A 16,382-nucleotide genomic window follows, 5' to 3' on the forward strand; every position below is an offset into this window, starting at 1 on the left:
CCCCATGAAACTGAATTTTCTGGGCGCTGCGCGCGAAGTCACCGGATCGTGCTTTCTGGTGGAGGCGCTCAATCTGCGCTTCCTGGTGGATTGCGGCATGGTTCAGGGGGGATCTGCGGCGGCAGCACGCAACCGCGAGCCGTTCACGTTCGATCCGGCGTCGATCGACTTCGTGCTCCTGACCCATGCCCATATCGACCATAGCGGGCTATTGCCCAAACTCACGCGCGCCGGGTTCAAAGGGGCTATCTATGCCACTCCCGCGACGGTGGATCTGCTGGGCGTGATGCTGCCCGACAGTGCTCATATCCAGGAGAGCGATGCAAAACGCCATGCCAAGCGGCTCCGTGGAAAGGACGCACTACCGCCGCTGTATACGCTGCAGGATGCACGCGAATGCCTGCAACAGGTGCGAGGCATCGAATACGATCGGGAGTTCGCGCCCCGTGTCGGGGTGCGCGCGCGCTTTCGCGATGCCGGACACATCCTCGGATCGGCCATCATCGAAGTCTGGATCACCGAGTATGGTTACCCGACGAAACTGGTATTCAGCGGCGACCTTGGCCAGCCGGGACGTCCGATATTGCGCGACCCGACACCTATCGAGGACGCCGACATCCTCGTCATCGAGTCCACCTACGGCAACCGCCAGCACAAGGATTTTTCGGCAACCGAAGAGGAGATGATCGGCATCGTCGAGAAAACCTTGTTCGAGCGCGGTGGCAACGTCATCGTGCCGGCCTTCGCGGTCGGTCGAACCCAGGAAGTCCTCTACCACCTGCACCGCCTCACCAGTGAGGGGCGGCTGCGGCAACCGATGGTATTCGTCGATTCGCCGATGGCCACGGAAGCCACGCGCATCACGCGCGAGCATTTTGAGCTGTTCGACGAGCAGGCAAAGCGCCTGGCAGGATGGCACGCACGCGGCAAAAACCTGCCGTATCTGCACTTCACGGAAAGTGCCGAGGAGTCCATGGCGCTGAACCAGATTCGTTCTGGCGCCATCATTATTTCCGCCAGCGGCATGTGCGATGCGGGGCGCATCCGGCACCACCTGCGCCACAATTTACCGCGCAAGGAATGCAGTGTTCTGTTTTCCGGCTTCCAGGCACAGGGAACACTTGGCCGTCACCTGGTGGATGGTGCTCAACGTGTACGCATCTTCGGCGATGACGTCCCGGTGCGCGCGGCGATCCACAGTGTCGATGGACTCTCGGCGCACGCCGACCAAACGGCCCTGATGGCTTGGGCCCGAGGCTTTAAGCAAGCGCCGGAACAAACCTTCGTGGTGCATGGAGAGGCGTCCGCCGCACAGGCTTTTGCGGAACTTCTGCAACAGCAGCTCGGCTGGCAGGTCGCGGTGCCTGAACATGGCCAAGTGGTGCCTTGGCCGGATTTTCTGGCGGTCGAACGATGACCCCATCCGCTGATCCTGACCAGCGCGTGCGCGCCATCCTCGATTCACCCACGTACCGCCTTGCGTACGAAGACATCGATTTGCTTGGCCAGGAAGAACTTCGGCCATTGCGCTTGCAGCTTGAACTGCTCAAGCCGGAGCGCATCCTGCACGAACAAGGCATCCATTCGACGGTGGTGGTCTTCGGCAGCGCACGCGTCAGCGACGCCGAGACGGCAGCCGCCCGCCTTGATGCGCTGGAGCGGCAGACGCGAACCGCGCCGTCGAATACGAAGCTGGCGCAGGAGATCGTCCGAGCCCGCCGCCGGGTGGATCAAGCACGTCACTACGAACAGGCACGACGCTTCGCCCAGCTGATTTCCGAGCGTTTTCAGCAACAGAACCGCCGTGACTTCGTCGTCGTTACCGGCGGCGGGCCGGGCATCATGGAAGCCGCCAACCGCGGGGCTTTCGAGGCCGGTGCACGTTCGATTGGCCTCAACATCACACTGCCACACGAACAAGCCCCGAATCCCTATATGTGTCCGGAGCTGGCGTTCCGGTTCCACTATTTCGCGCTGCGCAAGATGCATTTCTTGCTGCACGCAAAAGGTTTGGTGACCTTCCCGGGCGGCTATGGAACGCTCGACGAGCTGTTCGAGGTGCTGACCCTGATCCAGACCGGCAAGATGCAGCGGATTCCAGTGGTTCTGGTCGGTCGTGCGTTCTGGCGCCGTGCCGTTGATTTCGACCTTCTGCTCGACGAAGGCTACGTATCACCATCCGATCTCGACTTGTTCACCTGCGTGGATGAAGCCGAGGAAATCATTGGCGCCCTTGAACACTTTTACGTCGATAAGGCAACAGACGGCGCACCATCATGATGCGCATCGGCAGCCTTCACGCACGCCTGCCAAGCGCGAAAGCGCGGCGGCCGATGTGCAGTGTCACGCTGCTTGTTGCCTGCGCGGTGCTCGGTCCGGCTGCCGCCCGTAGCGCGGAACTCACACCCTCAGCCGATTTTCCCCGCTGCCTGCCAGAACAGTCCCTGCATTGGAGAGGAGGCACCCTGCGCCTGGAGAACGACTTGTTCACGGGTACCGACCGCAACTACACCAACGGCGTGGCGTTGACCGTGGTTTCGCGCGACCTCCAAGGCGCACTTCGTCCGGAGTGTCTGCCCCAGCCAATTGCTTGGTATGCGCGCTTCATCGGCTGGGCTGACCCCGAGTTCTGGCGCAACTCTGGCGCCCGATCGGCGTCGCAAAACATCGTCGTGCGCTTCGGCCAGTCCATGTACACACCCGAGGACAAGACGCGCACCGATCTGATCTCCGACGATCGACCGTACGCCGGTTTGCTCTACCTGGGCTTGGCGTGGAATCGCCGTACCCATCCAGAAGCCGCCAGCTATGAAATGCTTGATGTGCGCGAACTGACTCTGGGCGTGATTGGCCCCTGGTCGCTCGCGGAGCAATCGCAGGATCTGGTGCATCGGGTGCGGGGCATCGAGCGCTTTCGCGGCTGGGACAACCAGTTGCGCAACGAACCCGCGTTCCAGATGGCCATGGAGCGCAAGTTCAAACCGTACATGGAGGGTGCCGTCCGGCCGGGATGGAGCGGCGACGTGATCGGCAGCTATGCCCTGCGGATCGGAAACATTGAAACCGCAGCCAGCACCGGCGTGGAATTGCGTGCGGGCTGGAACATTCCGAACGACTTCGGCAGCTATCCGATTCGGTCCGGCGCGGAAAACCGTCCGCCCTCAGGCGTTGCCGATCTGCGCACGACGAAGCCGCAATCGGCCCGTGCGCCCAGGCCTGGGGCGCATGCATTCCTGAACCTGGAGGCCAAAGCCGTTGCCTGGGATTTCTCGCTCGATGGAAACCTGTTTCGGCACAGCCACCACGTCAGCCGTCGGCCTGGGGTCGCTCAGGCGGCCATCGGCATCAGCAGCCAATGGATTGTCGCCGGGCATGGCGTGCGGCTTGCCGTGATGCGCGTCTGGAGAACCCGCGAGTTCGACCAGCAGATCGGCCACCACGCCTTCGGATCGATTGCACTGAGTCTGGAGTTTTGAGTGTGCCCGAAACCATCCGCTCGCCTGCAAAGCATTCATCAACGACCTCAATGGAGAATCTCGTGAGTCAGCTCTTGAACCCCCGACTGTTTTTCACAATTGCTTTATCGATGGCCTTGGCAACCGCTGCCACCGGGCTTGGTGCGCAGTCCGTCGAGGCCGCAAAGCCGATGGCGCTTCGCACCGTCATGGAGAAACTTGGCCGTGACATGCAAGCTGTCACTGGCGCGATTTCTAAGGAGGAATGGGCACTGGTCGCCGAGTTGGCGCCAAAGCTTGCCAAGCATGCCGAACCACCTTTGGCGGAAAAGATGCGCATCCTTACCTGGCTTGGCACTGATGCCAAGAAGTTTCGGGGTTTCGATGGGCAGGTCCAGGACGCTGCGACCGCCATGGGGGATGCCGCAAAGCGCGGTGACGGCCAGGCCGTGATCGCCACGTTCTCCAAGACGCAACAAAGCTGCCTTGCCTGCCACCAAAGCTTCCGTCAACCGTTTGTGGAGCAGTTTTATGGGAGTCGCTGACCGGCATTTGTCCCAGACCCCATTGTGGAAGGCATCACGATCGGGAACATCACGATGAGCATTTCACAGCCAAGTCTCATCTTGGTGCTCAATTGCGGCTCCTCAAGCATCAAGTTCGCAGTGTTCCCTGCTGATGTCGACCCGCTGCCGCGCCCCCCGCTCTGGAACGGCAAGGTACAGGGCATCGGTGGGCCTGCACCGGATTTCGGCGAAACCGGCGTGGAGCCGTTTCCGGTGGAACTGGATGCCGAGCATCCGCACACCGCCGCCCTGCAGTTGATTCAGGAGCGAATCACTAAACGCCTCGATGGCCGGCGCGTAACCGCCGTGGTGCATCGCGTAGTGCATGGTGGCAACCGCTATTCGGCCCCGACCCTTGTCACCCCACAGATACTGGACGACCTGCGCAGCTACATCCCGCTGGCACCGCTGCACCAACCGTTCCCGCTGAAGGCGATGGGCCTTTTGCTGGAGCAGCGCCCGGACATCGTGCAGGTGGCCTGTTTCGACACGGCCTTCCACCACAGCCTGCCGAAGGTGGAGCAGATCCTGCCGCTACCGTATTCGGCCTGGCAACGCGGTCTGCGCCGCTACGGTTTCCACGGCCTTTCGTACGACTACATGAGCCACGTTCTGCCCGAGCGCCACGGCGATCTGGCACGTGGCCGCACCATCGTCGCGCACCTCGGCAGCGGGGCCAGCCTGTGCGCTATGAAGAACCTGCAAAGCATCGCTACCACGATGGGCTTTTCCGCGCTCGACGGCCTGATGATGGGCACCCGCACCGGCTCGCTCGATCCGGGCGCCTTGCTCTACTTGATGGAGATCGAAAAACTCTCGCTGGATGAAGTGGGCTGCATGCTCTACAACCAATCCGGCCTGCTCGGTGTTTCCGGGATTTCGGCCGAACCGCGCGTGGTGGTGAAGCACGAGAATGATCCCGGCGAAACCGGCGAACGCGCCCGCATCGCGCTGGCGCTCTATGTGCGCCGCATCGTGCGCGAGATCGGCGCGCTGACCGCAGTCCTTGGCGGTCTGGATCTGCTCGTGTTCACTGCCGGCGTCGGTGAGCACAACGCCTTCGTGCGCGAGCGCGTCTGCCGCGACCTGGCCTTTCTCGGCATCAGGCTCAATGTGGATGCCAACGCCATTGATGCTCCCGTCATCTCCACCACCGACAGCCGCGTGCGCGTCGCGGTGGAGCCCACCAACGAGGAATGGGTCGCAGCACGCTATACGCAGGAATTAATGACTCCCGCGTGATGTCCCAGTCAGGACGAGCTTGCTCGGCGTCAATTCGAATTGCAAAACCAAACAGGACAGCCGAGCACGCTCAGCGCAACGGACTCTGTAGCCACGCAGGGATTCATCGGCACCAAAGAGGGGAAATCACATGACCACCGCTTCCACCATCCGCCAGCGCTGGCTGGCCGGCCACGGCCCCATCGCCCATCGCGACGAGACCGTCGAACGGGTTGAAACACTGGTGACCCGTTTGATCGCCAAAGGCCGCGTTGCCGACGAGGCGACGGCCTACACCCTGCTTGCTGCCGCTGACCGCCTGAGCTGCGTGGCCATGAACGTGGTCGCGCACATGAGCTATGCGCGCCGCATCGATCTTTCGGGCGCGGCACTGTCAGCCGAGGACTTCAAGCCAACGCCCGAAGGCCATACCGGCGGCTCGCTGAACATGGTGCAGGCCTTCGTCGGGCACCTGCTCGCCAACACGCTCACCGGCAGCACGCGCGGCTGGATCATGGGCCAAGGTCACTGCGTGGCAGCCATCGAAGCCGTCAACGCGCTGACCGGCGACGCCTCGTCCGCGCAGCGGGACCACTACGACCGCAGCGAGGAAGGCCTGTCGCGCCTGTGTGTTGATTTCTATTCCTATGCCATCGATGCGCAGGGCCTCCCGGCTGTGCCGCTGGGCAGCCATGCCGGCCCCAACACCGCCGGCGCCGTGTCCGAAGGCGGTTACCTCGGCTTTGCCGAACTGCAGTACATCCACATGCCGCTGCCCGGCGAATCGCTGGTTGCCTTCCTCAGCGACGGTGCCTTCGAGGAACAGCGCGGCCCGGACTGGGCGCCGCGCTGGTGGCGCGCGCAGGACAGCGGCTTCGCCGTGCCGGTGATGATCCTCAATGGCCGCCGCATCGAGCAACGCACCCAGATCATGCAGGAAGGCGGTGCGCAATGGCTGGCCGAAGATGTGCGCCACAACGGCTTCAACCCGATGATCGTCGATGGTCGCGACCCGGCCGCGATCGCCTGGGCGATCATCGACGCCGAGGACGCGCTGCGCGCCTTCGCCGCCGATCCGGGCCGGCGCTATCCGGCGCCTCTGCCCTACGTGATCGCCGAGACCGAGAAGGGCTTCGGCTTTCCCGGCGCAGGCAGCAACGCCGCGCACAACCTGCCGCTGGGCGGCAACCCCCACACCGATGCTTCGATGCGTGAACTGTTCAACAAAAGTGCGGCTGCGCTGTTCGTTGCGCCGGCTGAACTCGACGCCGCGCTCGCCGCCTTCGCGACCCACGCCGCCCAGCAACGTCCACTGGAAAGCGCGCATCCGATGGCACACCGCCATCCCGCTGCGCCCAAGCTGCCCGAACCGTGCTGGGAAACGCCGGGCAGCGAAGGCAGTGCGATGACGGCACTGGACCAGTGGTTCGTCGAATTTTCCAAGGCCAATCCTGAGATGCGGATGCGCATCGGCAACCCTGACGAATTGGCCAGCAACAAGATGGGTGGCACCTTGGCGCTGCTCAAGCACCGCGTCAACGAGCCCGAACCGGGCGTGCCCGAGGATCTGCACGGCGCCGTCATCACCGCGCTCAATGAAGAAGCCGTGGCCGCCGCCGCACTCGGCAACAAGGGCGGACTGAACCTGATCGTCAGCTACGAAGCTTTCGCAGTGAAGATGCTCGGCCTGATGCGGCAGGAAATCATCTTCGCTCGCCACCAGCGCCAGGCCGGCCAGCCCGCCGGTTGGCTGTCGGTGCCGCTCATCGTCACCTCGCACACCTGGGAAAACGCCAAGAACGAACAGTCGCACCAAGACCCGACCATCGGTGAAGCCCTGCTCGGCGAAATGTCAGACACCTCGCGCGTGCTGTTCCCGGTGGATGGCAACACCGCCGTCGCCGCGTTGCGTGATGTCTATGCCGGACGCGGCCAACTGGCCTGCCTGATCGTTTCCAAGCGCGACGTCGAGAACCGCTTCGACGCCGAATCAGCGCAACGCCTGATCCGTGACGGCGCAGCCCATCTGATCGGCGAGCCTGCAAAGGCTGAGGTTCAGCTCATCGCACTGGGCGCCTACCAGCTCGACGAGGCCATCAAGGCGCAGCAGCACCTTGCCGAGCTGGGCAAGCGCGCCTGCGTCACCGTCATCCTGGAGCCCGGCCGCCTGCGCATCCCGCGCGACGCCATGGAAGCCGAATTCATCGATGACGACGCCACTGTCAACACGCTATTCCCGCCGGGCCTGCCGCGCGTGATCCTCACCCACACCCGCCCCGAGCCCATGCTCGGCATCCTGCGGCGCATCGACAGCGGCCCCGCCAGGACGCACGCTCTCGGCTACATCAGCCGCGGCGGTACCTTCAATGTGCCCGGCATGCTGTTCGCCAATCGCTGCACCTGGGCGCATGCGGTGGATGCAGCAGCGACCGTAACCGGTTGAAATCGCTCGGCGCTGCTCGACCGCGCACAGCGCGCAGCCATTGATGGCACCGGCGATCCAGGTGATTTGCTGAACCCGTGAGTCGGGCGCGCGAACGCTGTACCGGTCACGAAGTTCGTCGACAGCGCTACCCGGTAATTTTCTACTGAGACGTCGATATGACATTTCTCTTGAGAGAGTTTCAACCGATCGACATCCCACGCCCCCGCACCACATCCCACGACACACCGCCGCCTCGAACCGTCGCGGCGATTTTCTGCCCCAACCTCTGTTCGATCACCGGCTTCCAAGGCACCAGACTGAATCCCATGCCATCGTCGAGCATGGCGTAGCGCCCGCTGGCGAGTATGACGGAGCGACGGTAGATGCCGGCCACGCGCTGCCCGTCGGCTACTGGGCGATGCTCCAGGCCCGTTTCGGCGGTAATGTCCCTGGCGGCCTGGGTCAGCTCCCGATTGCGCAGCGTGCCCAGCAGGTTGCGCGCCAGGATTACGCGCTGCCCGCGCCGCTCGGCCAGGCCCTGTTCGGCCAGGAAGTCGGCGCGCTGCTGCATCGCCTGCTTCGCCTCGCCACCAAAGCCTATGGCGCCCAGCCCCTTGCCGCCGCCGATCAACTGCTGGTCCAGCCAGGTGGCGCCGATGATGCGGGCCTGCCGCTCGATGGGTAGGTGCGATTTCAGTTCAACCGCCACGCCGCCCAGGCGCTGCGCGTCATAGCGGCGGCCCTGCTCGGGCAGGTCAGCGGGCACTTTCCATAGACCTTCGGCTACGCGCTCCACGATGCCCACCCGGCGCAGAGCTTCCAGGCGCCGGACGTGGGCTGCCACCACTTCCTGCGGGTCGCGGCCCGGCATGGCCTGGCCCTGCGCGATGGCGAGGTGATGGTCGGTGCGATACAGGCCATCGCTCGCCAGCGCAGCGATGTTGCGGTCGGCCGCGCGCACGTCAGCCGAGCCCTTTACTTCCACCACTGCGCCCGCGGGATAGTTCACCAGCTCGTCGCGGGCATTGAGTGCAACGTAGTGCGCCTTGCCGTCTACGCCGTCGATGAGCAGATAACCTCTGTCGTGCAGTTCGTCGGCCAGTCCTTTCGCGGCGACACGTCCAACGACCGTGCGGCCATCCTCGCCCGGCTCGAACACCGCCAGCTCGCGCTGCTCGTCGCGCATGGCCCGCTGCATGGTTCGGATGATGTCGCCACGCTCGCCCAAAGCGCGCAGCGTCTTTACGGCGTCGGCATGGACGGCCCAGGTGCCGGGCTGCATCTCGTCGGCCAGGCCCAGGCGCTGCAAGCGCTGAAGGCGGCCGATCAGCAGTAGCCGCTGGCGTTGCAATCGGGGTTCGTTGAAGCGTTCGATCTGCACTCGGCCATCGTCGCTCGCCTCGCGTTGCAGAGTGCGATCCAAGCTCGTCCACCGCTCCTGTTCCACCTCGCGCTGCAAGGTCTGCTGGATCTCCAGCTCGGTGCGCGGCCCCAGCCACTCGGTCGCCAGTTCAGAGGCCCGATGGCGGAAGCCATCGGCGATGTAGTCGCCCGCGATGATGAGGTCTTTGCCGGTGTCGTCGCGCCCGCGCACGACGATGTGCGTGTGAGGGTTGTCGGTGTTCCAGTGGTTGACGGCCACCCAGTCCAGGCGCGTACCCAGGTCGGCTTCCATCCGGTTCATCAGGTGCCGGGTGTAGGTGCGCAGGTTATCCAGCTCGGCCCCGTCTTCCGGGGAGACGATGAAGCGAAAATGGTGCCGGTCATCCTGGCTGCGTTCCTTGAACGCATCCAGATCGGCTTCGTCGGTCTGCGGCCCGTAGGCCTGGCCTGGTTCGCCATCGCGGCCTACGCCGTCGCGCTCGATGTAGCGCAGGTGCTTGGCAAGCGATTGCGGGCTGGCCTGGCGCTGGTTGACCAGCAGCGTCTTGATGGTGACGCGCCGGGACAGCTGCGTGAGTTTCGCACCGGCGAAGCGCGCCGCTGTATGCCCACGCCCCAGGCGCGAGCCGGGGCGCTTTCCGGTGCCGCCAGCCGACGCCGGGCGGCGCACCGAGGACTTGCCGCCGCTGGTCTTGCCAACCTGCTTGAGCACCTTGGAGATAAAACCCTGGCCCCGGTTTTTCGGGGCGCCGGGACGGATGCGGAAATCGTCATCGCGGCGGTTGCTCATCGCTGTCTCCCTGGGAAGTCGTGGCGTGTCCGGTCGTGCGAAGCACGCGGACATGCCCGTATCGGCGCGGGCATCGCGCCACAGGCGGCACGGCGGCTAAGCCGCGCCGTGCCGCCCAACCCCCACGTGCAGACTGGCTTTGAGGGCAGGCAGGTGCCGCCCCCTTTTGTCTTGCCTTCCGCCTTTGCCTCCCGCTTGCGCTCCCGGCAATGGCGGCCGGGTGGCGCTGCGCTGCTGGCAGCCAGCCCACCGGCGAACCCGGCCAGGGCCGCAGGCCGGGCGCGTTCAAGGCAAGACGCCTGCACAGTGGACGGCTGCGCCGTAGGCAGCGCGAAGTGCAATGCGAACGCATTTGCACTGCACGCGCGACGACACGGCAGCAGCCACCGGATGGACACGCCTGATGGCACGATGCAATGCACGTCTGCGTGCAGTGAATCGGCGGCCATCATGGGCGAGACTCCAGCCAGACCGGACGCGCAATGCCGATCACGGCGGATGCGCTGACCGGGCCGAAATAGCGGCTGTCGAACGACGCCGGATTGGTCCTGCTGAGCAGGAACAGTTCGCCGGGACGAAGCCGCCGGCATTGGCGCCAGGATGGCAGCGGCCGACCCAGGCGGTCGGCCCGCAGCACGGCGGCCGAAGGCACGCCGTCGATGCGAACGCTGCTGCCAGCGATGCACACCTCCTGCGGCGCGATCGCGCCCACGCGCTTGAGCAGCGGAACGCGCGTCGGCAGGTAGCCACGCTGCGCAGCCAGAGTGGCAGCCTCGGCCGGGAGCGGAACCAGCACGATGCTGCCTACGGACAACGGACGTGGCAGCGAGTCGGTCCGGTTGCTGGATGGATCGACGCGATACCAGCCGACCGGAACACTGTCGGACGGGTTGTAGATCAGGCGCGGCTTCGGCAGTCCAAAGGACGCCCAGGCCAGCGCAGCGAGGCCGCAGGCGGACAGCGCAGCCAGCACCAGGCGAGCGCGCAGGCGCGAGCGAGGATGCGACGCGGCTTCGGCGGAATGTACGGCGGTGGAATGAGCCGTCATGGCAACGCCCTCCCGGCCAGCCAGGCGGCGTGCCGCTCGGCGCTGTAGTCGGGTAGCGGCAAGCGTGCCGCGAGCCGGTTGCCCAGCGTGCGCCAGTACGCGGGCGAAGCGGCAGCGGGCGCGATGCTCAGCGCCTCGATGGCGTCGATGCGCTCCAGCATGGCGCGCACCGCGCTGTCGCCCTCGGCGTGCAGCAACAGGCGTGCGCCGGGCTGCACGCCGGGAATGCGCTGCGCCGCATCCAAGGGCGTACAAGCCTGCATCACCATGAGTTGCCAGCGGATCGTGCCGTAATCGTTGGACTGCCAGCGGATGCGGCAGAACATGGCGTCGGGCACGAATACGGCGACGCTCCGCCAGCGGTCGTACCGAAGAGTGCGCGCCGGTTCGCCAAAGCGCAGATAGAGCTTGAAGCGGTGCTCAAGGAAGGCCAGCGAAACCCGCGTCAGCGGCGTTGCGGCAGGCCGACCAGTGAGCGCAGCGAGCGACGGCGACAGTGCAGCCGTGGCCGCGTCAGCGGCAGGCGCAGCGGATGCGTTCATGGTGTGTTCTCCCTGCGGTGTTCTGGAAACTCCCTCTCCAGCAGTGCTCGCAGCAGGTCGGCCACCGTCACGCCCTGCGTGAAGGCCGATACCTTGATGCGCGAGCGCATGGCGGGCGTGATGTCGAGGGTCAGGCGAGCGGTATAGAGATCGCCTTTCTGGAGGTCTTCGGCGCTACCTTGGCGAATCCACGCCTCGGCGTGCGGATTCGCAGGCGGGCGCGCGCCGATGCCGACGCGCTTGGCCGTGCGTTTGCTGTTGGGTGGCGGCTTCGCTGTCATGTCGGCCACCGCAGCAGTTCATCCACCAGTGCGGTGATTTCGCGCGCGGCTGCGCCATCCGGAGCCAGCTCACGCGCCAGCCGACCCGCGGCCACGCTGTCGGCGAAGACGATGCGCTGGCGCACTTCCGAGCGCAGTGCAGGAAGTGGCTGCTCGGCCAGTGCGCCGCGTGCTTCACGCCCGATCACGGTGGTGCTGACGCGCCGGTTGATGACAAAGGCTGCGAGCAGCGCAGGCCGGAACACCTGCGCCTCTCGGATCAGCGCCACCATTTCCGCCGAAGCCCAAAGGTCGTAGGGGCTGGGCTGCACCGGGATCAGCACCCGCTCGGCCGCAAGCAGCGCGGAGCGCGCCAAGGCGGCGATCCTGGGCGGCCCATCAATGACAACGTGATCGGCCCGCCGGGCGAGTTCTGGCGCTTCTTGGTGCAGGGTTTCGCGTGCCAGGCCCACGGCGCTGAACAGCCTTGGCAAACCTTGCTGGCTTCTGCGCTGCGTCCAGTCCAGCGATGAACCCTGCGGGTCGGCATCCAGCAGGATGACGTGCTGGCCGCGCAGCGCGAGTTCGCCGGCGATGTGCGTGGCGAGCGTGGTCTTGCCTACGCCGCCTTTCTGGTTGAGCAAAGCGACGATCATGGCGCGGCCCTCCAAGCCGGAAAGCTGGCTTGCGCTCGCCTTGCAAAACGGGGTTGTTTCGGGCTTCTGGCTTGCTGCGTTTTTTGCCTTTTGGCGGTTGTCCACCGGGGCGCGGCGCTTCTACTAAAAGTTAGAGTATTTAAGTTAGAGAAGTTAAGAGAGGCCAAAACCCGCGCCGTTATTGGCTTTGCGGCCGATTTTGTTGCCTGATAGCACGAGGATCTGTTGCCTGATAGCACGATACCTGTGTTGCCTGATAGCACGAGCCCGTCCACAGGCCACGCACCGTTTATCCCCGTGCCGTTTGCGGCACGGGCCGGAACGTGAGCAGCGGCGAGGAAATGCCGCAGACATGCTCGATGCCCAACTGGTAGCCCGGCAAGGCTTGTCGCGCCACCAGTGCCCGCAGGTCGGCAGCGAAGTCGTAGTACCGCGCCACGCTGCCCGACTTGCGGTACAGGTGCTGGAAGTCGAACTGCCAGCCGCCGGGCTGGTGCCCGCCGTGCTTGCGCACCAGCCGGTACAGCCAGCGCTCGATGCCCCCGGTGAGCCGGAAATACGCCGGGTCGATGGTCAGCACCAGTGCCGCATCCAGCACGCCCGCATAGAACCAGTCCGGCAGGATCAGTTCTATACCCAGCGGCGTGCCGCTGGCATCGGCCAGCTCCTTCCACTCGTTGATCCACGAGAAGCGGTGCAGCCGCCTTCCCGTGGTCTCCCGGATGGACGTAGCCACCGTCGTGGACTGCAAGCGATCCAGCGCGGCCTTGAGGCGCTGGTAGTCGCGCAGCGACGTACCACGCCCGATGAAGCGCAGGATCTCGTAGGGCGTGGCCTGCATCAGCCGCGACGGACGCAAGCCCGCATCGCGTGCCTCCACGATCTGGCTGGCCGCCCAGATCAGCACGTCCGCATCCCAGATCGTAGCGATGCCGTGCTCGGCCGTGCCCTCCACGCGGATCGTCACACCACTGGTGCGGAAGTCGATCGGCGCCGTGCGCCTCGACTTCGCCAGCGAGAAGAACGGAAACGCCATCAAGTCCTGGCTGTCGCGCGGCGCTATGTCGCCCGGCAAGGCGCGGAACAGGTCGAGCTGTTCGCGCTCCTGCGACGGCCGCTGCCGCGATGGCAGCGATGGGCTGGACATGGCGAAGGCCACCCGCGCGCCAGCGGTCAGCGCGCACGGCTGTCCGCCGAGTGCTGCTCGGCGTACTCGGGATCGGACGTGCTCTCGAAGCTGCGCTCTGCGGCCCAGGCATCGAGGTCGGCCACGGCGTACATGACGCGCCGCCCGAACTTGCGAAACTTCGGACCGCCTCCGATCACGCGCTGCTTCTCCAGCGTGCGCGGCGACAGGCGCAGGTAATCTGCGGCTTCGTCGTTGGTCAGATAGCGTTGGGGCTGCGCAGCAGCCGTCGAGGGTGTGGCAGCAGGTCGCAAGGGAGTAGGACGCATGGTGAAAACCTCCATCGGTTAAAAGGTTCCGGCCACAAAGCGCAACCGGATGGAGGTAGTCTCAGAAAACGCGGCTGTTCTGCTCAGGGTCGATCTGCGCTGGATGCAGAACGACCCTTCTCAAGCGGCGGAAGTTGTGCTAGGCGGCGATAGCCGCCGCGCATCAACGCATCGCCGCGCTGCACCAGGCGGCGCACCTTGGAGCGCAGGCCGCCGTCGCTGTACCAGTCGGCCGCCGCGTCCTCACCAAACAAACCGTCGGCGATCTCGCGCAAAGAGGCGCCCGCCAGGGCCGCATCGAGCGCCTGCAAGGTGTGCAGTTCCTGCAATGCCGACAGCGATGGCCGCACCGATGCCGCCGCCGCAGGCGTGGCATCAGCGGCGGTCGCGAGCTTTTGCAGCATGGCGTTCAGACCCTGCAACTGCGCGCAGGCCCGGATGGCATAGGCGAAGGCCATGCCATCGGCCAGGCCGGGCGCGATGGCCAGCCGCAGGCTGTAGCCCGGCCAGCGCAGCACCAGCATCAGTCGCTTGCCGTCATGGCTCAGGCACTTGCTACCGGGCAGACTCCAGAACGCGAAGACGATGGCGTCCATTGGCGGATCAGCGTCCGGGTAGAGCTGGAGCACGCCATCATGGTCGGGGAACCAGGCTGGGTGCGCGTCACGCGCATCCAGTTCCGGGTCTTCCAGCAGGCGCAAGCCCCAGCGATGCGCCGCTTGATGTGCCGGTTGTGGCCGCCGCCCCCGACGCAGCCAGTCCAGCCGGTATTCGGGATGGCGGCGAAGATACTCCCAGGCCAGCGCGGGGCCGTCCAAGTGCAACACGTAAAGATATGCCGCAGTGGGATACCACGGCTCGGTGCCTCGATCCGCCATGACGCAAGCTCCTGTGAAATTGCAGGAACACCGCCGCAGACATCAACGCACAAGGGCTACCGCATCAGCATCAAATCGTGAAAAACTTGGATAAGTCGTAACTTTCGTGTCAAGACGATTTGAATCCGGTACATTGCGCAAATCGTCCGAATGCGACGATGGCGAAATAGAAATGACCGCGCCCTGCAATATCCACCGTGCCGCAAGCCGCGCCGGTCATCGTGACCGTTTTCGCCAGAGTCACACCAGTGCGCTGCAACAATGCGGATTGAGACCCAACAGGTCTTGAGGCAGACGGAAATAGTCTCAATGCGCCCGGCTTGGCCGGGGCGCGAGCGGCTCAATCCAAGATGGAGCCGTTCTCCTGCGCCAGCCGCAGGTACTCCGACAGCGGCCGCACCGCCTGGAAATACCGATCCCGCATGACCGGCAACTTGTTCGGGCCGACGATGGAGGCCAGGTCGGACAGCTTGATATGGCCGAGCTCGGGCATGCCCAGCCCCAAGTCGACCAAGCCATGGGCGGTGTCCCGGTCCGCTGGATCGAGCGAGGTCAGCAGCCACGTCGCGTGAGCATCTGGCGTGAACAGGCGCACCACGGGCAACGGGTCAACGTCCTGACCGGCAGCGCGGGCCTTGCCGTTGGCCAGTAGTAGCACGCGCTCGTCCTCGGTGATGAGTGGGTTCATGGCGGGCGATCCCTTCGTCGATGCACGAATCCGCCAAAGCGTGAAGGCGCAAAACCGCATCGTGGAAGTCAGGAAAAACACGAATGTGCTTCTGCGGTTCTGCCGGAAGACACAGATGCGGATTTACTGATTTCCGTAAAAGCACAAAACGAGCCCTATAGATTGTAGTCCTATAGGGCGCAATCGAATGTCATCTTAGGTTTTGGGGAGAAACCTGAGGTGGAGGCAAAACACTCATTAGCAACAGCATTGAAAACAGTCCGCAAGGCGCGTGGTCTGAGCCAGGAAGCATTTTCCGACGTATCCAGCCGCACGTACATGAGTTCGCTGGAACGCGATCTCAAAAGCCCGACCCTGAACAAGCTGGCCGAGTTGTGCGAGGTCATGCAGGTGCATCCCGTCACGCTGCTGGCATTGGCCTATGCGGGCAAGAACCCGCAGCAAGCCGACCGGCTTCTGGCGCAGGTGCGGCAGGAGTTGGAGGCGGTGTTGAAAACAATCGACGAATCGTAGGGCGCCTGGGCGCTGGCTTGGCCGATCCGGCGCAAGCCGGTTCGGCACTCTTGCAAGGGCGCCAAGCCATGCGCGGCGGGGATGGGCCTTGCGCCGATCCCCTGGAGGCAAGCGAAGCGCGCAGCGCCGCAGGCGCGAAGGCGGAAGGGATTGAAGCCGCATGGCCGTGACGACATAGAGGCGGCACGGGGCGCAGCCCGAAAGCCGGGCGGCGCATTGCGCCGACACGTCCGAGGCAAGCGTTCGCCACTCCCAGAGATTCTTACACTTAATGTAAAGTGATACAGCTTCCAGGGGCCGGCTCAAAGGCGGCACGATGCAGTTGTTTGTCAGGCAGTAAGCATGCCCCCCTGAGCACCGCTCACCTGTGTACTAACGGGAACCTCTAAATACCCCCGCCTCCTGACCAACCCCGCCCCAGCCAACGCGACAATCACCCGATGAGCACACCCCAGGCCCGCAGCGCCATCAAGTTCGACCTCTTCGCCGATGCAGCGCGCAA

The 16,382-nt window shown here is 64.7% G+C and carries 16 protein-coding genes and 1 pseudogene; 8 read left to right on the forward strand and 9 right to left on the reverse strand.

The genetic code is table 11. The features are described 5' to 3' along the window. The first annotated feature begins 4 nt into the window (after positions 1 to 4). The 6 genes and pseudogenes from WBB14_RS12490 to WBB14_RS12515 form a co-directional block, all read left to right on the forward strand. A complete protein-coding gene (locus tag WBB14_RS12490; protein ID WP_424240101.1) occupies positions 5 to 1,417 on the forward strand; it encodes an MBL fold metallo-hydrolase RNA specificity domain-containing protein in 1,413 nt (470 codons plus the stop codon). Then, on the forward strand, positions 1,414 to 2,280 hold the full coding sequence (locus tag WBB14_RS12495) for a TIGR00730 family Rossman fold protein (protein ID WP_424240102.1): 867 nt from the start codon (positions 1,414 to 1,416) through the stop codon (positions 2,278 to 2,280). Before WBB14_RS12490 ends, WBB14_RS12495 begins: the two co-directional genes overlap by 4 nt. Beyond that, complete coding sequence (locus WBB14_RS12500; RefSeq protein WP_424240103.1) at positions 2,277 to 3,476, forward strand: lipid A deacylase LpxR family protein; 1,200 nt, start codon at positions 2,277 to 2,279, stop codon at positions 3,474 to 3,476. The genes WBB14_RS12495 and WBB14_RS12500 overlap by 4 nt, the downstream gene beginning before the upstream one ends. A gap of 50 nt (positions 3,477 to 3,526) precedes the next feature. Continuing rightward, positions 3,527 to 4,000 (forward strand): cytochrome c, encoded by a 474-nt coding sequence (locus WBB14_RS12505; protein WP_424240113.1) that lies wholly within the window; start codon positions 3,527 to 3,529, stop codon positions 3,998 to 4,000. A gap of 54 nt (positions 4,001 to 4,054) precedes the next feature. Next, entirely contained in the window at positions 4,055 to 5,263 is a 1,209-nt protein-coding gene (locus tag WBB14_RS12510) for an acetate/propionate family kinase (protein WP_424240104.1), read from the forward strand. Between the two features lie 130 nt (positions 5,264 to 5,393). Further along, positions 5,394 to 7,682: pseudogene (locus WBB14_RS12515) on the forward strand (xylulose 5-phosphate 3-epimerase); the annotation flags it as partial. Between the two features lie 184 nt (positions 7,683 to 7,866). On the opposite strand, the gene WBB14_RS12520 reads toward WBB14_RS12515, so the two are convergent. The 9 genes from WBB14_RS12520 to WBB14_RS12560 all read right to left on the reverse strand — a co-directional run bounded on the left by WBB14_RS12520 (position 7,867) and on the right by WBB14_RS12560 (position 15,367). Beyond that, positions 7,867 to 9,840 carry a relaxase/mobilization nuclease domain-containing protein gene (locus WBB14_RS12520; protein ID WP_424240105.1) on the reverse strand — a complete coding sequence of 658 codons (1,974 nt, stop codon included), beginning with the start codon at positions 9,838 to 9,840 and terminating at the stop codon, positions 7,867 to 7,869. A 448-nt stretch (positions 9,841 to 10,288) separates the two neighbouring features. Further along, entirely contained in the window at positions 10,289 to 10,888 is a 600-nt protein-coding gene (locus WBB14_RS12525; RefSeq protein WP_305335371.1) for a S26 family signal peptidase, read from the reverse strand. Continuing rightward, positions 10,885 to 11,430, reverse strand: a complete 546-nt coding sequence (locus WBB14_RS12530) for a DUF2840 domain-containing protein (protein WP_424240106.1) — start codon at positions 11,428 to 11,430, stop codon at positions 10,885 to 10,887. Before WBB14_RS12530 ends, WBB14_RS12525 begins: the two co-directional genes overlap by 4 nt. Beyond that, positions 11,427 to 11,711 carry a chromosome partitioning protein ParB gene (locus WBB14_RS12535; protein WP_424240107.1) on the reverse strand — a complete coding sequence of 95 codons (285 nt, stop codon included), beginning with the start codon at positions 11,709 to 11,711 and terminating at the stop codon, positions 11,427 to 11,429. The genes WBB14_RS12530 and WBB14_RS12535 overlap by 4 nt, the downstream gene beginning before the upstream one ends. Beyond that, positions 11,708 to 12,346 carry a ParA family partition ATPase gene (gene parA, locus WBB14_RS12540; RefSeq protein ID WP_424240114.1) on the reverse strand — a complete coding sequence of 213 codons (639 nt, stop codon included), beginning with the start codon at positions 12,344 to 12,346 and terminating at the stop codon, positions 11,708 to 11,710. Before parA ends, WBB14_RS12535 begins: the two co-directional genes overlap by 4 nt. A gap of 289 nt (positions 12,347 to 12,635) precedes the next feature. Continuing rightward, the gene (locus WBB14_RS12545; RefSeq protein WP_424240108.1) at positions 12,636 to 13,493 is read right to left on the reverse strand and encodes a replication initiator protein A; all 858 of its coding nucleotides are present in this window, start codon (positions 13,491 to 13,493) and stop codon (positions 12,636 to 12,638) included. Positions 13,494 to 13,519: 26 nt separating this feature from the next. Further along, entirely contained in the window at positions 13,520 to 13,801 is a 282-nt protein-coding gene (locus WBB14_RS12550; protein WP_406558643.1) for a helix-turn-helix transcriptional regulator, read from the reverse strand. An 83-nt stretch (positions 13,802 to 13,884) separates the two neighbouring features. Further along, positions 13,885 to 14,679, reverse strand: coding sequence for a DUF2285 domain-containing protein (locus tag WBB14_RS12555; RefSeq protein ID WP_424240109.1), 795 nt, complete (start codon positions 14,677 to 14,679; stop codon positions 13,885 to 13,887). A gap of 340 nt (positions 14,680 to 15,019) precedes the next feature. Continuing rightward, entirely contained in the window at positions 15,020 to 15,367 is a 348-nt protein-coding gene (locus tag WBB14_RS12560) for a DUF2958 domain-containing protein (protein ID WP_424240110.1), read from the reverse strand. Between WBB14_RS12560 and WBB14_RS12565 the strand changes: the two genes are divergently transcribed. Continuing rightward, positions 15,366 to 15,497: a hypothetical protein gene (locus WBB14_RS12565; protein WP_424240111.1), complete on the forward strand. Its 132-nt coding sequence runs from the start codon at positions 15,366 to 15,368 to the stop codon at positions 15,495 to 15,497. The genes WBB14_RS12560 and WBB14_RS12565 overlap by 2 nt on opposite strands. Before the next feature lie 89 nt (positions 15,498 to 15,586). Continuing rightward, positions 15,587 to 15,880: a helix-turn-helix domain-containing protein gene (locus tag WBB14_RS12570; RefSeq protein WP_424240112.1), complete on the forward strand. Its 294-nt coding sequence runs from the start codon at positions 15,587 to 15,589 to the stop codon at positions 15,878 to 15,880. Positions 15,881 to 16,382: the final 502 nt, after the last annotated feature.

Source organism: Achromobacter sp. (assembly GCF_049647645.1).
Taxonomy (GTDB): domain Bacteria; phylum Pseudomonadota; class Gammaproteobacteria; order Burkholderiales; family Burkholderiaceae_B; genus Achromobacter.

Bases quoted from the DNA above. Each gene is read 5' to 3' on its own strand.
- WBB14_RS12490 (WP_424240101.1), top strand. From the start codon at position 5: ATGAAACTGAATTTTCTGGGCGCTGCGCGCGAAGTCACCGGATCGTGC.
- WBB14_RS12495 (WP_424240102.1), top strand. From the start codon at position 1,414: ATGACCCCATCCGCTGATCCTGACCAGCGCGTGCGCGCCATCCTCGAT.
- WBB14_RS12500 (WP_424240103.1), top strand. From the start codon at position 2,277: ATGATGCGCATCGGCAGCCTTCACGCACGCCTGCCAAGCGCGAAAGCG.
- WBB14_RS12505 (WP_424240113.1), top strand. From the start codon at position 3,527: ATGGAGAATCTCGTGAGTCAGCTCTTGAACCCCCGACTGTTTTTCACA.
- WBB14_RS12510 (WP_424240104.1), top strand. From the start codon at position 4,055: ATGAGCATTTCACAGCCAAGTCTCATCTTGGTGCTCAATTGCGGCTCC.
- WBB14_RS12520 (WP_424240105.1), bottom strand. From the start codon at position 9,840: ATGAGCAACCGCCGCGATGACGATTTCCGCATCCGTCCCGGCGCCCCG.
- WBB14_RS12525 (WP_305335371.1), bottom strand. From the start codon at position 10,888: ATGACGGCTCATTCCACCGCCGTACATTCCGCCGAAGCCGCGTCGCAT.
- WBB14_RS12530 (WP_424240106.1), bottom strand. From the start codon at position 11,430: ATGAACGCATCCGCTGCGCCTGCCGCTGACGCGGCCACGGCTGCACTG.
- WBB14_RS12535 (WP_424240107.1), bottom strand. From the start codon at position 11,711: ATGACAGCGAAGCCGCCACCCAACAGCAAACGCACGGCCAAGCGCGTC.
- parA (WP_424240114.1), bottom strand. From the start codon at position 12,346: ATGATCGTCGCTTTGCTCAACCAGAAAGGCGGCGTAGGCAAGACCACG.
- WBB14_RS12545 (WP_424240108.1), bottom strand. From the start codon at position 13,493: ATGTCCAGCCCATCGCTGCCATCGCGGCAGCGGCCGTCGCAGGAGCGC.
- WBB14_RS12550 (WP_406558643.1), bottom strand. From the start codon at position 13,801: ATGCGTCCTACTCCCTTGCGACCTGCTGCCACACCCTCGACGGCTGCT.
- WBB14_RS12555 (WP_424240109.1), bottom strand. From the start codon at position 14,679: ATGGCGGATCGAGGCACCGAGCCGTGGTATCCCACTGCGGCATATCTT.
- WBB14_RS12565 (WP_424240111.1), top strand. From the start codon at position 15,366: ATGGCGGGCGATCCCTTCGTCGATGCACGAATCCGCCAAAGCGTGAAG.
- WBB14_RS12560 (WP_424240110.1), bottom strand. From the start codon at position 15,367: ATGAACCCACTCATCACCGAGGACGAGCGCGTGCTACTACTGGCCAAC.